This window comes from Halomonas sp. C22 (assembly GCF_007655045.1).
In the GTDB taxonomy this organism is placed as follows: Bacteria; Pseudomonadota; Gammaproteobacteria; order Pseudomonadales; family Halomonadaceae; genus Vreelandella; species Vreelandella hamiltonii.
The window spans coordinates 530,368-547,047 of record NZ_VBVC01000003.1; the positions used below are offsets into that span (position 1 = coordinate 530,368).

14 protein-coding genes and 1 tRNA gene are annotated in these 16,680 nt (G+C 59.3%); 11 read left to right on the top strand and 4 right to left on the bottom strand.

Going from position 1 to position 16,680, the window contains the following annotated elements:
• The first annotated feature begins 51 nt into the window (after positions 1–51).
• The 6 genes from FEU76_RS18570 to FEU76_RS09115 all read left to right on the top strand — a co-directional run bounded on the left by FEU76_RS18570 (position 52) and on the right by FEU76_RS09115 (position 7,025).
• Positions 52–1,827 (top strand): hypothetical protein, encoded by a 1,776-nt coding sequence (locus tag FEU76_RS18570; RefSeq protein ID WP_186299119.1) that lies wholly within the window; start codon positions 52–54, stop codon positions 1,825–1,827.
• The gene (locus FEU76_RS09095; RefSeq protein ID WP_144982341.1) at positions 1,828–2,178 is read left to right on the top strand and encodes a DUF5455 family protein; all 351 of its coding nucleotides are present in this window, start codon (positions 1,828–1,830) and stop codon (positions 2,176–2,178) included.
• Positions 2,178–3,242, top strand: coding sequence for a zonular occludens toxin domain-containing protein (locus tag FEU76_RS09100; protein WP_144982344.1), 1,065 nt, complete (start codon positions 2,178–2,180; stop codon positions 3,240–3,242). Before FEU76_RS09095 ends, FEU76_RS09100 begins: the two co-directional genes overlap by 1 nt.
• Positions 3,223–4,635, top strand: a complete 1,413-nt coding sequence (locus FEU76_RS09105; protein ID WP_144982347.1) for a secretin N-terminal domain-containing protein — start codon at positions 3,223–3,225, stop codon at positions 4,633–4,635. The genes FEU76_RS09100 and FEU76_RS09105 overlap by 20 nt, the downstream gene beginning before the upstream one ends.
• Before the next feature lie 69 nt (positions 4,636–4,704).
• Positions 4,705–5,997: a hypothetical protein gene (locus FEU76_RS09110; protein WP_144982350.1), complete on the top strand. Its 1,293-nt coding sequence runs from the start codon at positions 4,705–4,707 to the stop codon at positions 5,995–5,997.
• 2 nt (positions 5,998–5,999) lie between these two features.
• Positions 6,000–7,025, top strand: coding sequence for a phage integrase (locus tag FEU76_RS09115; RefSeq protein WP_144982353.1), 1,026 nt, complete (start codon positions 6,000–6,002; stop codon positions 7,023–7,025).
• 54 nt (positions 7,026–7,079) lie between these two features.
• Here the strand turns inward: FEU76_RS09115 and FEU76_RS09120 are convergent.
• Positions 7,080–7,166 (bottom strand) — tRNA-Leu (locus FEU76_RS09120).
• A gap of 112 nt (positions 7,167–7,278) precedes the next feature.
• Here FEU76_RS09120 and queA point away from each other — a divergent pair.
• From queA to secF, 5 genes are all read left to right on the top strand, one after another.
• Positions 7,279–8,310 (top strand): tRNA preQ1(34) S-adenosylmethionine ribosyltransferase-isomerase QueA, encoded by a 1,032-nt coding sequence (gene queA / locus FEU76_RS09125; RefSeq protein WP_144982356.1) that lies wholly within the window; start codon positions 7,279–7,281, stop codon positions 8,308–8,310.
• Positions 8,311–8,363: 53 nt separating this feature from the next.
• Positions 8,364–9,491 (top strand): tRNA guanosine(34) transglycosylase Tgt, encoded by a 1,128-nt coding sequence (tgt, locus tag FEU76_RS09130; RefSeq protein WP_039180272.1) that lies wholly within the window; start codon positions 8,364–8,366, stop codon positions 9,489–9,491.
• Positions 9,492–9,565: 74 nt separating this feature from the next.
• Positions 9,566–9,892, top strand: a complete 327-nt coding sequence (gene yajC, locus FEU76_RS09135) for a preprotein translocase subunit YajC (RefSeq protein WP_016914910.1) — start codon at positions 9,566–9,568, stop codon at positions 9,890–9,892.
• A gap of 135 nt (positions 9,893–10,027) precedes the next feature.
• Complete coding sequence (gene secD / locus FEU76_RS09140) at positions 10,028–11,881, top strand: protein translocase subunit SecD (RefSeq protein ID WP_039180276.1); 1,854 nt, start codon at positions 10,028–10,030, stop codon at positions 11,879–11,881.
• Positions 11,882–11,929: 48 nt separating this feature from the next.
• Positions 11,930–12,856, top strand: a complete 927-nt coding sequence (secF, locus tag FEU76_RS09145) for a protein translocase subunit SecF (RefSeq protein WP_039180277.1) — start codon at positions 11,930–11,932, stop codon at positions 12,854–12,856.
• A gap of 74 nt (positions 12,857–12,930) precedes the next feature.
• Here the strand turns inward: secF and FEU76_RS09150 are convergent, their stop codons facing one another.
• From FEU76_RS09150 to FEU76_RS09160, 3 genes are read right to left on the bottom strand one after another with little or no spacing between them, the layout of a single operon-like run.
• Complete coding sequence (locus FEU76_RS09150) at positions 12,931–14,142, bottom strand: M20/M25/M40 family metallo-hydrolase (protein ID WP_039180280.1); 1,212 nt, start codon at positions 14,140–14,142, stop codon at positions 12,931–12,933.
• 11 nt (positions 14,143–14,153) lie between these two features.
• Complete coding sequence (locus FEU76_RS09155) at positions 14,154–15,599, bottom strand: amidohydrolase family protein (RefSeq protein WP_144982359.1); 1,446 nt, start codon at positions 15,597–15,599, stop codon at positions 14,154–14,156.
• 56 nt (positions 15,600–15,655) lie between these two features.
• Entirely contained in the window at positions 15,656–16,672 is a 1,017-nt protein-coding gene (locus FEU76_RS09160) for an ABC transporter substrate-binding protein (protein WP_144982362.1), read from the bottom strand.
• Between the last annotated feature and the right edge of the window lie 8 nt (positions 16,673–16,680).

The window sequence follows — 16,680 nt, forward strand, 5'->3', positions numbered from 1 at the left end:
CAAGGGACACCCAAGGGGCGGCAACGCCCCTTTTTCGATACTGGAGGAAACATGATTAAAAAAGCCGTTTTACCCTTATTAACAGCGCCTTTTTTAATGGTGTTTTCTGTTTATTCTTTCAGCAGCTCTGAGTTAACCAGGGATGACGCCTATGGTATTATTAATTCACTTTCAAGTTATTCTTCATCGAGAGGCAACTCCTCTTGTACTTATAGTACTCACACTAATCGTAATGCAGGCTGGAATCGGAATGCTATCGGCTCTGCTATGTCTCGTTCCCAACCAACCATAAAGTTTTTTATGTACTCCATGCACAATGGCGCCACTAATCTTTACGGCTTTTATGAGCTATTTAATTGTGACTCTGGAATTTTATCTGACTTTCAAACTATGAATCCTGACTTATCTATTATTGGTATATATTTAAGTGATGATCAGTGCAAGGATTTAAATAATAGATCCATCTCTATCTCCGACCCATCTTTAGCCAACTATTTAAATTCTGGCGGTGAAATTAGAACAAATGCTGGTGCTTGTGCTGTTTCCTCTGTTGGCGTTGGTGTTTGCCCTGACAGTGTTTCTGAGCAAACTCCATGCAGTTTTACATTCGATTCTTATTCTACTAACCAGCCATCATCTTATGGTGTCGGTATCTCTGGTTCTTTAGGTAATGATCAGCCAGACGTTGATGAATATGATATTACTGTTCCCGATTATTTAAATCCTCTTCCAGGCGGCTGCTCTGACTCCAGTAGCTGCGTCACGATTGGCGATACCTCTTATCTCGTCGATTGGAATACCGCCCCCGAGTGGTTTTCCTACGTCGATAGCAACGGCAACACCGTCACCAACCCCAACGCGGGCGGCTCTACACCTACCGATCCTACCGACCCAACAAACCCAGGAGGCGGTGATTCCGGTAGTGGGAATGACGGCGGTAGCGATTCCGGCGGTGGTGATTCCGGTGGCGATACGGGCGGGGGCAACACGGGAGGCGGTGGAGACTCGGGCGGCAGTGATGGCGGTAATGACTCTGGTGGCGGTTCATCCGGTGGTGGTGGATCGTCGGGCGGTGGTTCCTCGGGTGGGGGTGGTTCGTCCGGTGGTGGCTCTACCGTGCCCGACTTCGACTTTGATGACTCCAGCATCATCGAAGCGATTCGTTCCTCTGGCCAATCCAACCAGAACGCGCTCGAGGCCGTCTCCAACGATCTTTCAGGCGCGATCAATAGCCAGTCCGAAGGCATCAGCGAAGGCTTGGAAGCCCTCGGCGAAGGCTTTGCCGATGCCATTGGCGAACAGACCGAAGAAGTCCAGGGCATGTTTGACGGCCTCGGCAACACCATCACCAACGCGCTCGGCTTAGGCACTTGCTACCCCGATGGCCAACAAACCGATGAGGGCCATACCGCCGCGACCAATGACAAGGGCCTCCTGGGCTGCATCCAGAACATTGCTAACGGCATGGTAAACGACCTTGTTGGCCGTTTAACCGAGGAAGTGGGCGAAGGCAACGACCTGCTGAACACCTCGGGCATGGATGAAACCCTCGATGGCCTCGAAGAAGAACGCCAGCTCTACAACGAGGAAGTGAACACCTTCATGGATGAGATCGGCGACGGCTCCAGCTCGGGCATCGCTGAACAAGTTACTTCCCGCCTGCCCTCTTTACCGTCCCGCAGCTGCACGCCGCTTCAGTTTGGCCAGATGCAAATCTCCTGTCAGGCAACGAACACCGCCAAGCTCTGGCTAACGTGGATCGTCTACTTCTGGACGGTCGTCAGCGTCGTGGACACCTTCTTCCGCTCCGGTCAGAGGACTGCATAAATGGCCTTACCCGCTCTGCTTGGGATGGGGGCCTTGATTGGCTTCTTCACCCGCATCGTTGAATGGTTCGTCACTCGTATTGCTGCCCGCTTTACCAATCGCCTAGCGGGCATTCTGGTCTGGACGACCCTTTACCTGTCCCTCCTGGTCGGCTTGGCCGTCACCTTTGTGGCCATCATCAATGGCGTGAGCGCCTCACTGCCTTCCGACCTTGCCCAGGGCATCGGGGCCATCAAGCCCGACAACTTCGAAGCCTGTATGGCGGCCATCTACAGCAGCAAGGTCGCGGTCTGGGTCTTCCAGCAGAAACGCCAGTTGATCGACTGGGAGCAAGGGAGGCCCGTTCTCTAATGGCCGTTTACGTTGTCACCGGCAAACTCGGCGCGGGCAAAACCCTGGTCGCCGTGGGCAAGATCAAGGACAAGCTGAACCAAGGCTGCAAGGTGGCCACCAACTTGGACTTGAACCTCGATAAGCTCACCGGTGAGAAGCCCAGGAATACCCGCTGCTATCGCATTCCCGACAAGCCTGTCCTTGCCGATCTGGAAGCCATCGGCACGGGTACTGACTCCTACGACGAACACAAGAACGGCCTGCTCGTCCTCGATGAGTGCGGCACCTGGTTCAACGCCCGCTCCTGGGCGGATAAAAGCCGTCAGGACGTCATCAACTGGTTTCTCCATGCCCGCAAATTGGGCTGGGACATCATCTTTCTGATTCAAGACTTAACGATCATGGACAAGCAAGCCCGCGTCGCCCTGGCGGAACACGTGGTCTATTGCCGTCGTCTGGATCGTGTCGCCGTGCCCTTCGTCGGGGCCATCTACTCCCTGTTCATGGGCTCCAAAATGCCCATGCCGAAAGTACACCTCGGCATCGTCAAGTATGGCGACTCCCCGCAAAGCCTCACCGTCGAACGCTGGACCTACACAGGCCGCGCCCTCTACCCCGCGTACGACACCAAGCAAGCCTTCTCCGACCACTACCCCCACGGCACGTACTCCGTGCTGCCGCCCTGGTACACCCACGGCATGCACCGCGTACCGCATGACGCGAGGTTCTACATGAAGATGACCCGTATTTACTGGAAGCGCTTCAACCGCCCCTTCCTCACGCTGGCCTCGTTCGCGCTGGGCTGTTTCATCACCCTCTCGGTACTCGTCGCCGACCGCGTGAACGCCCGCACAGACAATACACCGCCGCCCGTGGCACCCCTTGAGCTACCCAACCTCAGCACCACCCGCATCGCCAGCTTTAGCCAGTTTGGCGACCGCACCACTTACCGCCTCATTGATAGCGACCGCACCCCATCCACCACCGACGACCTCGCCCGCCAGGGCTTCACCATCGTCCCCGTGAATGCTTGCCTCGTCCGCATAGAAAATGGAGTCACCCATGAAGAAGTTCGCTGCTAACACCCTCGCCGCCATCGCGCTCACCACGGCTTCTCTCACCAGCGCGTATGCCACGCCGATCCAGATGCAAGATACCGATATTCGGGACTTCGTGCGCTGGTACGTGGAACAGACCAACACCCCGTTGGCCATTCACCCCAGCACCACCGGAACGCTCACTGTCTACGCCCCCGACGTGCCTGATCACCAGCTCGAAGAGTTCTTTCTTGGCGTGCTGAGTTCACACGGCTACACCATCCTGCCTGGCAACCCGCCCGCGGTCGCGCCCACCCAGCAGCGGCCCAGCACCCCTACAGCCAACCCAGCACCGTCCACCCCAACTGCCAACGCCTTCGCCAATACGCCTGTGCTGACCCCACGACCGGAGCCCCAGGCCACCCACCTGTTCCAGTTTGACAACGTGCGGGCCGACGATATCGCCCCGCTAATCACCACCTTCCTGAACCAGCACAACCAGGACGGCACCGCCCAACCCCGCGTCCAGGTACTCCACGCCTCCAACGCCATCCTGGCAAGGGGTGCCGAAAAGCAGCTTGAACAGCTCCAGGGCATGCTGCCCCAGGTCGATGTATCCCACCCCCAGGTGCTCATTCAGGCCGTCATCTTCGAAACCAGCGACGGCGACACCTTCGATCTTGGCGTCTCACTGGGCCGTGCCACGGGCTCACGCATCGCCGGTGGCTTCAACACCGCCAGCCTCGGCAGCTCGCTTGCATCATCAGGGGGCACGTTCGGCATCTTTGACGGCGATGTACTGGCCTTTGCCATCAACGCCCTCCAGCGCGACTCCCGCTCTAACGTCCTCTCGACGCCGCAGATCCTCACGCTCTCCGGCAAGCGCGGCAATATCTCGATTGGCCAGAACGTCCCCTTCGTCACCGGACGCGTCACGGGGCAGTCTGCCGACGTCAACAGCCCCTTTCAGACCATCGAACGCCGCGACGTGGGCATACGCCTGAACGTCCTGCCCGTGGTCACCGCCTCCGGCCTGGTCATCATGGACATCACCACCTCCGCCGACTCGCTCACGGATTCCCTGCTGGCGTCCGACATCATCACCAACCAGCGCCAAATCAACACCACCGTGCAAATCCGCTCCGGCCAGACCCTGCTCCTGGGCGGCCTATCATCACAGGATGACCGCTCCCAGGTCTCCGGTGTGCCAGGGCTCTCCAGCGTCCCTGTAGCGGGCCGCCTCTTTCAGAACGAATCCACCTCCACCCAGCGCACCAACCTCCACGTACTGCTCCAGGCCACGGTGCTGCCCCGTTATGACGCGACTCACACCGCTTCCCTACCGACGGCTGACAGCCCGCTCCCCCCTGCGCAGCGGGGGGGAGCGGGCTGGCGGCAGGAGGTCGAGACCCTCCCTGTAACACGTCTCGCAGAGTAATTCGTTCAACCGAGCTATCGGCTCACTACAGCACATTACGGCATTTCAAAAAATACAGGGAATCAGGCTATGGAACGTTGGGAACGCTACTCGCTTGCGTCACTGCAACGCGGTGAACATGACAAGTTCGGACGGCTGCTCATCAGCTCGCTTGGCCAGCGCGAACTGAACCACTTACGCATCCTGAACGCAGGCGTGGATACCGTCCGGCAGCTCTATCAGGGCAAGCCCTGCCTGCAACAGTTTCATGAAATCATCGACGTCTACAACGAAGGCAAAGGCGCTACCATGCGCCTCTTTGAGCAAAACTGGTCAGTAGGGGCCGGCGCTGCCGGTTCCGGCTTCCGCTATCGACTCCAAAACAATGAGCTGGGCGTCATCGTCTTTTTCCAGGCACGTCACGTCAAAGTCGAGAACATCGGTACCCACCTGAAAATCGAACTCTCGCCCCACTTCATCCAGGAGCGCAGCCCTCAACAGTGCCAGGACTTCATGGACAACATCGCCGCCCACATGCTGGCTCATATCGAGCCCATCGGTGCCGCTGTCCATCTCGCTCTGGACGTACAGGGCTGGGAGCCCCCCAAAGACTTCATGGAGCGTTTCATCACCCGTTCCAAGAAGGTCATGCGGATCGACGGCGTCGCTACCCTTGAGTTTGACCACTCCAACATCGCCACCACCTATGGCCGCGGGGAAACCTTCATGTTTGGTACGGCAGGCGCGCTGCAATGCTGTATCTACAACAAGACGTTAGAAGCCAGCCACCGCGACAAAATGCACTTCTGGGAAGGTATCTGGAAGAACGCCGTCGATGACGACCTCAATGGCACCTACGATCCCGAAGAAACCGTATGGCGCATCGAGCTACGCTTTCACCAGTCCGTCCTGCGTGAGTACGCTCAAGGCATCCCCTGCAACGTCGATACCGGTGAAGTCCTCGATCACACCCACGGCTTTAACCGCTTTGTGGACGTGGTACCGCACCTCTCCGGCCTCTGGCGTACCGCCATGCAATCCTACCGCCTGGACACACGCCGCAACCTCATCGACCCCGCGTGGCAAGTCATGCAGGAAGACGCCCGTTTTTACTGCCATGAACCAGGCTTCATGTACAAACGGGCACGCAAAGCCCCAGGGCTTGGCAACGAAAAGAACGTCACCCTGGCGTTCGGCAACCTCATTAGCATCTATGCCCGCCAGGGATACCGCACCCACGAAGCCGTCCGCTTCCTCCAACGCTCGGGCATGTGGGACGACCTCGCAGAATACTACCGACGACGAGGGGTAGATTCGGGGCAATTCCGGCAGATCGTGGAACAGAAGCTCATCGAGCGACGGCTAATAGGGAAGGCAGCGTAGAAATGGCCATCAAAAGAGTAGAGAAAGGCTGGCAGGTCGATGTACGGCCCTTTGGTGCCCATGGCAAACGGGTTCGTAAAACCTTCCCCACCCAAGCCAAGGCAAAGCGTTTTGAAAGCTACGTGCTGGGTCAGGCTGCTGTAGGTGAACCCTACGAGCCTAAACGACGCGACAAGCGCCGTTTAAAGGATCTCATCGAGCTTTGGTATAACCACCACGGCGTATCGCTCAGAGACGGCAAACGGCGGTGCTCACAGCTCAATGCATTGGCCGACATGATGGGCAACCCGCTGGCCAGCACGATCACCCCCGCCGATGCCTCCCTGCTCAGGCAGAAACGCCTGGCGTCTGGTATTACTCCCAACACCGTCAACCATGACCAGGCGCACCTGCGCGCCGTGTTCAACACCCTGATAAGACTCGACGAATGGACCGAAGGAAACCCCTTTGCCAAGGTGCAGCCCCTGCGCCTGCATGAACAGGAACTCACCTACCTGACGCATGACGATATCAAGGCTCTGTTTACCGCCCTCAGCGCATCCAATAACCCCCACGTGGATCTGATCACACGTCTATGCCTGGTCACGGGTGCCCGCTGGAGCGAAGCCCAGTACCTGCGTGCTGAAATGCTCCGTAATGGACGCGTCACCTACACCGCGACCAAAAACCGCAGGAACCGGACGATCCCCCTTCCACAGGATCTCTACGACGCCCTGAAAGCACACGGCCCCAGAGTCGGCAGGCTTTTCCCCAAGCCCGCCTACAAAGCCTTCTCGGCTGCCGTCCTCGAGGCGCAAATCAACCTGCCCCCTGGGCAACGCACACACGTACTGCGCCACACCTTCGCGTCGCATTTCATGATGAACGGGGGAGACGTATTAACGTTACAAAAGATTCTCGGACACCAAAGTATCACCATGACCATGCGTTATGCACACCTGTCGCCCGACCATTTGGCCGATGCCATCAAGTACGCGCCGCACATTCCGATGGACACAAAGTGGACAACCGAAGGAAAAGAGGACTAGAAAAACGAGGCATTCAGAGACGAAAAAAGGGGCCTAAGCCCCTGATTTTAAAGATGGTGCCGGTGGCCAGACTCGAACTGGCACACCCGTAAAGGCGGCGGATTTTGAATCCGCTGCGTCTACCAATTCCGCCACACCGGCATAGGAGGCGCATTATACGGAGTTAACCTGCAAGGTCAATCACATCGACTGACTTTATGCGTCTAAAGCGCTATCCTAGGCGGCTTGTTTGACCACCGAAAGAGCACTCCCCATGCAGCGAGCAGATTTCCATTTCGAGCTACCCGATGAGCTGATTGCCCGCTATCCGTCCGAGCAGCGCAGCGATTGCCGCTTGCTATGTGTGGATGGCCAGAGCGGTGCGCTGGCGCATCGTCGCTTTCCCGATCTGCTGGAGCTGCTGGAGCCAGGCGACCTGCTGGTATTCAACGACACCCGAGTGATACCGGCACGCCTGCACGGCCACAAGGCCAGTGGCGGAAAAGTCGAGATGCTGCTGGAACGCCCGCTGGACAGCCACCGTGGGCTTGCCCATCTGCGTTCCAGCAAGTCGCCCAAGCCGGGCACCGAGCTGATCTTCGAAGGCGACATTCATGCCGTGGTGGAAGGCCGCCGCGATGCGCTGTTCGAGCTGCGCTTTCTGGGCGACACGCCGATGATTGCTCTGCTGGAGCAGCACGGCCATATGCCGCTGCCGCCCTACATCACTCGGGAAGACGAGCTGAGCGACCGCGAACGCTATCAGACCGTGTATGCGCGCCGCGACGGTGCCGTGGCCGCTCCTACGGCGGGGCTGCACTTCGATCAGCCGCTGCTGGATGCACTGGCCGAAAAAGGCATTCAAAGTGCCTTCGTGACCCTGCATGTGGGCGCAGGCACCTTTCAGCCCGTGCGCGTCGACAATATCCTCGAACACCACATGCACAGCGAGTGGATCGAGGTCACCGAAGCCACCTGCCAGCAGGTGCGTGATACCCAGGCGGCCGGCAAGCGCGTGGTGGCGGTAGGTACCACCAGCGTGCGCTGCCTGGAGAGTGCCTGCATGAAAAGCAGCGACGGCGAGATCGCCCCGTTCAGCGGCGATACCGATATCTTTATCTACCCTGGCTACCAGTGGCGCTGTGTCGATGCACTGATCACCAACTTTCACCTGCCCGAGTCGACGCTGCTGATGCTGGTGTCGTCCTTTGCAGGCTATGACCACATCATGCACGCCTACCGCACGGCGGTAGAAGAGCGCTACGCCTTTTTCAGCTATGGCGATGCCATGCTGCTCACCCGCTAGCGCTGTGCCACCCGATAGATCAACGAGCGATTGTGATGCGAAACGAATGCTTTATGCGCTTTGAGCGCCTTGCGGAAGACGGCCGTGCGCGCCGGGGCCGCCTTCACTTCCCACGGGGCACGGTAGAAACGCCAGCCTTCATGCCGGTGGGTACCTACGGCACCGTCAAGGGCATGACGCCCGAGTCGGTGAAAGAGATCGGCGCGGAAATCATCCTGGGCAACACGTTCCACCTCTGGCTGCGACCGGGCACCGATGTCATCGAAGCCCACGGCGACTTGCACGATTTCGCCCAGTGGGACAAGCCGATCCTCACCGACTCAGGCGGCTTTCAGGTCTTCTCGCTGGGCGAGATGCGCAAAATCACCGAGCAAGGCGTGCATTTCCGCTCGCCGGTGGACGGCAGCAAAGTGTTCATGGGGCCGGAAGAGTCCATGGCCGTGCAGCGCTCGCTGGGCTCTGACGTGGTGATGATCTTCGATGAGTGCACCCCCTACCCAGCCACTTTCGAAGAGGCCGAGAAGTCGATGGAGCTGTCGCTGCGCTGGGCCAAGCGCTCACGCACGGCACACGGTGATTCGCCTTCGGCGCTGTTCGGCATCATTCAGGGCGGCATGTACCCTGAATTGCGCGAACGCTCGCTCAAGGGGCTGCTGGACATTGGCTTCGACGGCCTGGCCATCGGCGGCCTGTCGGTGGGTGAGCCCAAGGAAGAGATGATCAAGGTCCTCGACTACCTGCCCACCTGGATGCCCGACGACACCCCGCGTTACCTGATGGGGGTCGGCAAACCCGAGGATCTGGTCGAGGGCGTACGCCGCGGCGTGGACATGTTCGACTGCGTCATGCCGACCCGCAATGCGCGTAACGGGCACCTGTTCACCTCGGACGGCATCGTCAAGATCCGCAATGCCAAGCACCGCTTCGACACGCGTCCGCTGGATGAAGAGTGCGATTGCCACACCTGCCAGAATTTTTCCCGTGGCTACCTGCATCACCTGGACCGCTGCAACGAAATGCTCGGCTCGATGCTCAACACCATCCATAACTTGCGCTACTACCAGCGCGTCATGGCTGATTTGCGCGCAGCAATCGAAGCGGGTACATTGACGACCTTTGTGGAAGGCTTCTATGCACGGCGCGGCTTGCCGGTGCCTCCCCTTGCGGGACCTGAAACCTGATAACTAACCGCCACCGGCCATGCTGAGTGGCGTCAACCGGTTCACCCATTGTTCTAACTCAGGAGTTCTCTGCAATGCTGGATTTCTTCATCTCACCAGCCCATGCCCAGGAAGCCGCCGCTGGCGGTGGTATTGCGCAAATCGTCATGCTCGTCGGCTTTGTGCTGATTTTCTACTTCCTGCTGTGGCGCCCCCAGGCAAAACGTGCCAAGCAGCACCGTCAGCTCGTCTCCAGCCTGGCCAAGGGTGATGAAGTGGTCATCGGTGGTGGCCTGGTAGGCCGCGTGACCAAAGTCAGCGATGAGTTCCTGACCCTGGAAGTATCGGAAGGTACCGAAGTCAACGTGCAGAAGAATGCCGTGGCTGCCGTACTGCCCAAGGGCACCATTAAGTCCATCTAACGCTCGCACCTCCCCCCTGCCGACTCCGTGCCAGCCACCCCGGCAGGGGTGACATGGTAGCGTCGATGGTGAACGTTGCTGTGCACAGCTTGTCTGTGCACAGCGATTCCGTTTGTAATTGAAGGCAGGGCTTGCATGCTCAACCGTTACCCCCTGTGGAAGTATCTGCTGATACTGGTCGTCCTGGTGGTTGGCCTTATCTATTCACTTCCCAATCTATTTCCCGCCGATCCCGCCATTCAGGTGAGCGATGCCCAAGGCAACATGCTCGATGAGCGGCAAATCAATCGCGTCGAACAAGCGCTGAACGACAACGACATTGCCATCAAGGCCGTGGAAGAGGTCGACGGGCAGTGGTTGATTCGTTTGCAAAGCAACGATGACCAGCTGAATGCTCGGGATATCGCGGCTGACGTGCTGGGTAGCGGCGCCACCGTTGCCTTGAACCTGGCGGAAGCCACGCCCGGTTGGCTGCAGGCCTTCTCCGCCACGCCCATGACGCTGGGTCTGGACTTGCGCGGCGGCGTTCACTTCCTGCTGGAAGTGGACATGGAAGCGGCTCTGAGCCAGCGCCTGGAGGTCAATGCCAGCGCCATCCGTGAACTGCTGCGTAGCGAGCGTATCCGTTACCGCAATACGGAGATCGCCGAGCGTTCGCTGTCCATCGATTTTGCCAGCAGCGAAGATCGTGACGCTGCGCGTCGAGTGATCAGCCGCGACTTCCCCAACTTCGATTACAGCAACCAGGGCGATGGCCGCGCTTCCAGCCTGGTCATGTCGCTGAGCGACGCGACGGTCAGCGAAATTCAGGACTATGCGGTCAACCAGAACCTGACCACCCTGCGTAACCGTGTCAACGAGCTGGGCGTGGCCGAGCCGATGGTACAGCGCCAGGGCCCCAGCCAGATCGTGGTCGAACTGCCCGGCATTCAGGACACAGTGGCAGCCAAGCGCATCGTCGGCGCCACGGCCAACCTAGAGTTCCGTCTGGAAGCACGTAACGACACGCCCGACATGGAAACCGAGCGCTTCGACTTCCGCAACGACAGCGGCCGTTCTGCGGACCTGATGCGGGACGTGATCATTACCGGTGACAGCGTTTCCAGCGCCAGCCACAGCTTCGATGAAAATGGCCGCCCACAGGTCAACATCAACCTGGATGGCACTGGCGGTACGCTGATGAACCGCGCCACGCGCACCAACATCGGGCGCAACATGGCGGTGCTGTTCATCGAGCACAAGAGCGAAGACCGCGTCGAGACCGACCCGGAGACTGGCGAGCAGACCATCATTCGCGAGCCTTACACGGAGCGCGGCTTGATCAGCCTGGCGACCATCCAGAGCGCGCTGGGCAACAGCTTCCGCATTACCGGGCTCGACTCGCCCACCGAAGCTGCCGAACTGGCCCTGCTGCTGCGTTCAGGCTCTCTGGCTGCGCCCATCTACTTCGTGCAGGAACGCACCATCGGCCCGAGCCTGGGTCAGGACAACATCGAACGCGGCCTGCTCTCGGTCCAGATTGGCCTGTTGCTGGTGGTGATGTTCATGCTGGTGCGCTACAAGGTGTTCGGCGTATTTGCCAACGTGGCGCTGGCGCTCAACCTGACCCTGCTGATTGCCGTGATGTCGATGCTGGGGGCCACCCTCACCCTGCCGGGCATTGCCGGTATCGTGCTGACCCTGGGTATGGCGGTAGATGCCAACGTACTGATCTTCGAACGTATACGCGAAGAGTTGCGCAACGGTCTGTCGATTCAACAAGCCATTCATGCGGGTTACGAGCGTGCCTTCACCTCGATCGTGGATGCCAACATCACCACCCTGCTGGTCGCCATCATCCTGTTCTCGATTGGCACTGGCCCGGTAAAAGGCTTCGCGGTAACGCTCTCCATCGGTATCTTGACCTCGATGTTCACGGCCTTGATGGTCACACGAGCCATGGTCAACCTCACCTATGGCAGCAAGCCCGTCAAGAAGCTCTGGATCTGATCTCGTGAAGCAGACATACGCGCTCCGCACAGAATTGAAGAGGTGGTAATGAAACCCCTATCGCAGCTACGCATCGACTTCATGGGACGACGCAACCTTGCGTTCATCGTCTCGGCGGTGATGCTGATCGTCTCTATCGGTGCCATCGTTTTTCAGCAGCTCAACCTGGGGCTGGACTTTACGGGCGGCACCCTGGTCGAAGTACGTTACGGTGCCGCACCGTCACTGGATGCCATCCGCCAACTGCTGGAAAACAGCGGCTTTCAGGATGTGTCCGTACAAACCTTCGGTGCTTCTACCGAAATTCTGATTCGCCTGCAGCAGGCCTTTGACCCCGACATCGGCAGCGAGATCGTCGGGCTGCTGCGCGCCGAAGGCGCTGACGTCAATCTGGTGCGCGCGGAGTTCGTGGGTGCTCAGGTAGGTGAGCAACTGCGCGACCAGAGCGGCATGGGCATGCTGGTGGCCCTCGGCGTCGTGATGGTCTACGTGGCCTTGCGCTTTCAGTACAAGTTCGCCGTCGGCGCTCTGCTGGCGCTGATGCACGACGTGATCATCGTGGTGGGTGTCTTCGCGCTGTTCCAGCTCGACTTCAACCTGACGGTACTGGCCGCACTGCTCGCGGTCATCGGTTATTCCCTCAACGATACCATCGTGGTGTACGACCGTATCCGCGAGTCCATTCGCACGTCGCGGATCGACAACATGGGGCAAATCATCAACGAAGCGATCAATGCCACGCTCTCGCGTACGCTGGCAACGTCGGGTACCACCATCCTGGTGCTGCTGGCCTTGCTGCTGCTGGGCGGCGACATGATCGAGAACTTCGCCATCGCACTATTGGTTGGCATCGTGGTGGGCACCTTCTCCTCCATCTATATCTCTGGCGCCCTGCTGATCCCGCTCAAGCTCTCTCGGGAAGACCTGATCCCGACCAAGAAAGAGAGCGATGAAGAGGAAGAAGAGCTGCCGTAAGGCGCGAATGCTCTCTTCAGCAAAAGGCCTTGCCGCTTACGCGACAAGGCCTTTTTCGTTGCGTCAGCGGCTGCTCAGGCGAGTAGTCGCTTGAGGCTATTGGCGACGACCAGCGCGGCATCGGTCAACAGGTGAACCGGCACACGTTCGTCTGCACGGTGCCCATTGGCGTCGAGCGGGTCCTTGGGGCCTGCGCCATACATGATGGTCGGCACGCCCGCTTCGCTGTAGTGGCGAGCATCGGTGTACAAAGGCATGGCGCCAGTACCTACGGGAACTCCCAGCACCTTTTGTGCCTCACTGGCAAACAGGCTGGCGACCTTTTCGGAATCAGGCGTCGAGGTGAACGGCTTGGCCAATAGGCGTCGCTGGATGCTCACGCGTATATCCCCCTGTGGCACCGCTGCTTCGATCACCGACCGCAACTCTTGCTCGACGACATCCGGCGATTCCTCAGGAATGATCCGCCTATCGATGGTCATGACCACACGGTCGGGCACCACATTCGTATTGATGCCTCCCTCGATGGTGCCGACCACCAACGACGGAGAACTGACCCCAGGGTAAGCGGAGACTTTTTCAGCCAGGGTTTCACGGTAGCGATAGAGGGCGCTCAGCACGGGCAGAGACGCCTCAATGGCATCACTACCGGTGTGATGCCAGGCGGCATGAGCAGAGCGCCCTTCGAGCACGACCTCCAGGTGCAGGCAACCGTTGTGGGCAGTGATCACCTGATATGAAAAAGCGGCACACACGGCATAATCCGGTCGAGAAATACCCTCGGACAGCAGCCAGGCAGGCCCCGTAAAACCGCCGGTCTCTTCGTCGTAGGTAAAGTGCAGTTCGACACTGCCCGTCTCCAGCGCTTGCGTATCAATCAACGCCTTCAGCGCGTAGGCATAGGTCACGAAGTCACTTTTGGAAACGGCGGCTCCCCGTCCATACAGCCAGCCCTGGTCGACTTCCCCGCCATACGGGTCCTTGCTCCAGCCACCCCCCGCGGGCACCACGTCCCCATGGGCATTGAGCGCGACGACGGGGCCAGGTCCAAAACGATGCCGCACCACCAGGTTGGTGACTCGTTGCAATCCATGCTGCCGACATAATGCGCTGGGCACTGGATGTTGCTCGACCTCGAAGCCCAGTTTTTCTAGCCATTCGGTAGCACACTGGGCGTGGGCTATACCATCACCTGGGGGGTTGTCTGAAGGTACTTGTACCAGTTGCCGAAGCATGGCCACCTGCTCGTCTGCGCGCTGCTCCAGCCAGTGTTTCAAATGATTCATCGACTAACTCCTTAACAACATCCCATGCGGTCGCGGTAGTAAGCGGCTACATGGTGTTCGATGGCGGGCCAGGCACACTGCAGGTCAGCGCGCTGGTGCAAGGCGTGGCGATACATATCACGCAGTTCCTCGTGAACCTGCTCAAGATCCAGCGTCATGAGTTTGCCGCGCTCGACGATCTGCTTGCCGCTGACCACCACGCTGTCCAGGTGGCTACGGGTAGCCCGTGCAAACAGCAAATCCACACTGTCTACCTTCATCAGGTCATCTCCATTCAAGCGATCGAGATCCAGCGTGATCCAGTCGGCGACATCGCCCTGCTCCAGTAAGGCCGGGTGCTCCCAGCCCAGCGACATGCGCCCCACGCTGGTGGCAGCGGTCAACATTCGCTGGCGAGTAGCGTCATCGGAAAAACCTGGCGGTGCATGCAGCAATGCATTGAGGCGTACTTCTCTCAATGCATCGTCGTCTTCATCCAGCGCACAGCCATCGATGCCCATGGCTACCTTGCAACCTGTTTGCCACATGTTGCCGACGGGAGCGATGCCCGAGCGCAGATGCAGGTTGGAACTCGTGTTGACGGCAATGGTGGCCCCCGCCGCCGCTATCTGTTCAAGCTCTTCGGGCCGCGCCCAGACACAGTGCGCCAGGGTAAGGCGTGGCGACAGCAACCCGATGTCGGCGAGGTACTGAACGATGCCTTGAGGAAAGTGATGGTCGGCCCACTCTCGCTGATAGCGTGTTTCCAGCAGGTGCATATGCACACGACGCCCGCTCTGCGCCGACGCATCGGCTATTTCACGCAGCAGCTCATCGGAACACCACTGCACGCCGGTCGGGCCGAACTGCAGATTCAATGCCAACCCCTCCAGCGACGCTGCCATGGCCTCGACTTGCCGGACCTGCTCTGCCGGGGTCATGGATGGCAGGCTGAAGTAGCGCTGGATGACGTGTTGCTCCTCTTGCGCCAGCTGCGCTGCCAGCGCGCCATGGTCGCCGTACACGAGAGGGTTTCGGTCACGCATCCCTAAGGCAAAGGTCAGTCGAATACCGACGTCCTGGGCAGCCTGGGCCACTTTCCTGACTTCATCGACCAACGAGTCCAGCCCCTGAGGCCGCGTGCAGTGCATCATGACGGCAGCACAACCGCCTTCGGCGGCACGCCCAAACGCCGCGCAGGCCGCTACGTAAGGGTCCACGGATGGCATCACGGCCAGGCGCAGCAGCCAAGTTTCCAGCGGTTTTCCCGCAGCACCAAACGAACTGGTGGACAATGGGCGGCCATGATCATGGGCATTCGCCAAGGCCGGCATGACCAGCCTTTTTTCCCGGGTGGCTGTCGTGTGTGCCGTGCGCGTGACCACCGCGATGCGCCCGTCACGCACCTGCAGCGAGCAAGGCCCTTCCAGTTGAAAAGCGCTGCCGCGCAGTGCGGCAGCAAAGGTGTGGTGGCTCATGAAGGCCTCTCCCGTACAACGATGTTGCCGACGCTCTGGCGAGCTTGGTGGCATCGTCAAAGCGTGCGCTCATCGAGGGGCGGCAAGAATGCCGCGCTGTAGATATCGTCCACGTTCGGCGTAGTGGGCAACTCGTATAGCGCGACGATGGTGTCAATCGAACGCGCCAGTCGCTCCTCATCGAGCGCTCCCACGCCTATTGCTCTGGATTCGTCAGACACGATGACATTGTCGAGAGCAAACTGGAGTCGGCGCATTTCCGCTTCCCGGTCGAGAAACCCTTCTTCCTTCAACAGTGCGGCGATGCCCGCTTCGGGGTCCTGCATCACGTCCTGCACGGCACGGTTGATCGCCCGAACCAACCCGGCCACTGCCGCAGGCTGCTCCTGCATCATCGTTCGAGAAACCATCACGCCATTCGAGTACACCTCGACGCCATAGTCACCGTAGGGAAACCAGCGATAGTCGCTATCGGGATCATGCCCTTGCGACACCAGGTTCATGTAGCTGGTCACATTGAAGACCAGTGACCCATCGACATCACCTCGATGGAGCAACTGCTCCTGCAGGTTGGGCGCAACGTTGGTAATGCTGACCTGCGCCAGGTCGATCCCGGCGGCCTCGGCGAAAGCGGGAAACAGGCGCGTGGAAGCGCTACCGGCAGGGGCGCCCAACGTGGCCCCTTCGATATCGTCAATACTCTGAATGGGGCCATCGGCTTTCGTCAGCAGGGCAAACGGCGGCTGATTGTATATCTGGTAAACCATGACCGGGGTCTGTTCGGGTCGCTCGGCAGCGTTTTGAATCAGCGCATTGATATCGCCAAAACCAGCATCGTAGGCGCCCGACATGATGCGGCTGACCGTTGCCGCAGAGCCATCGCCCTGATCGATGCGTACATCCAGCCCCTCCTCCTCGAAGTAACCGCGCTCCTTGGCCAGGAAGTACCAGGCGTGTACCCCCTGAAAACTCCAGTCCAGCGTGAAATTGACTCGCGTCAACTCGGCGTTCGCCGTCATCGGCATCAACAGGCATGCCCACCACAGGCGTTTGAGGTATGAAACACTTTTCATGGTTATCT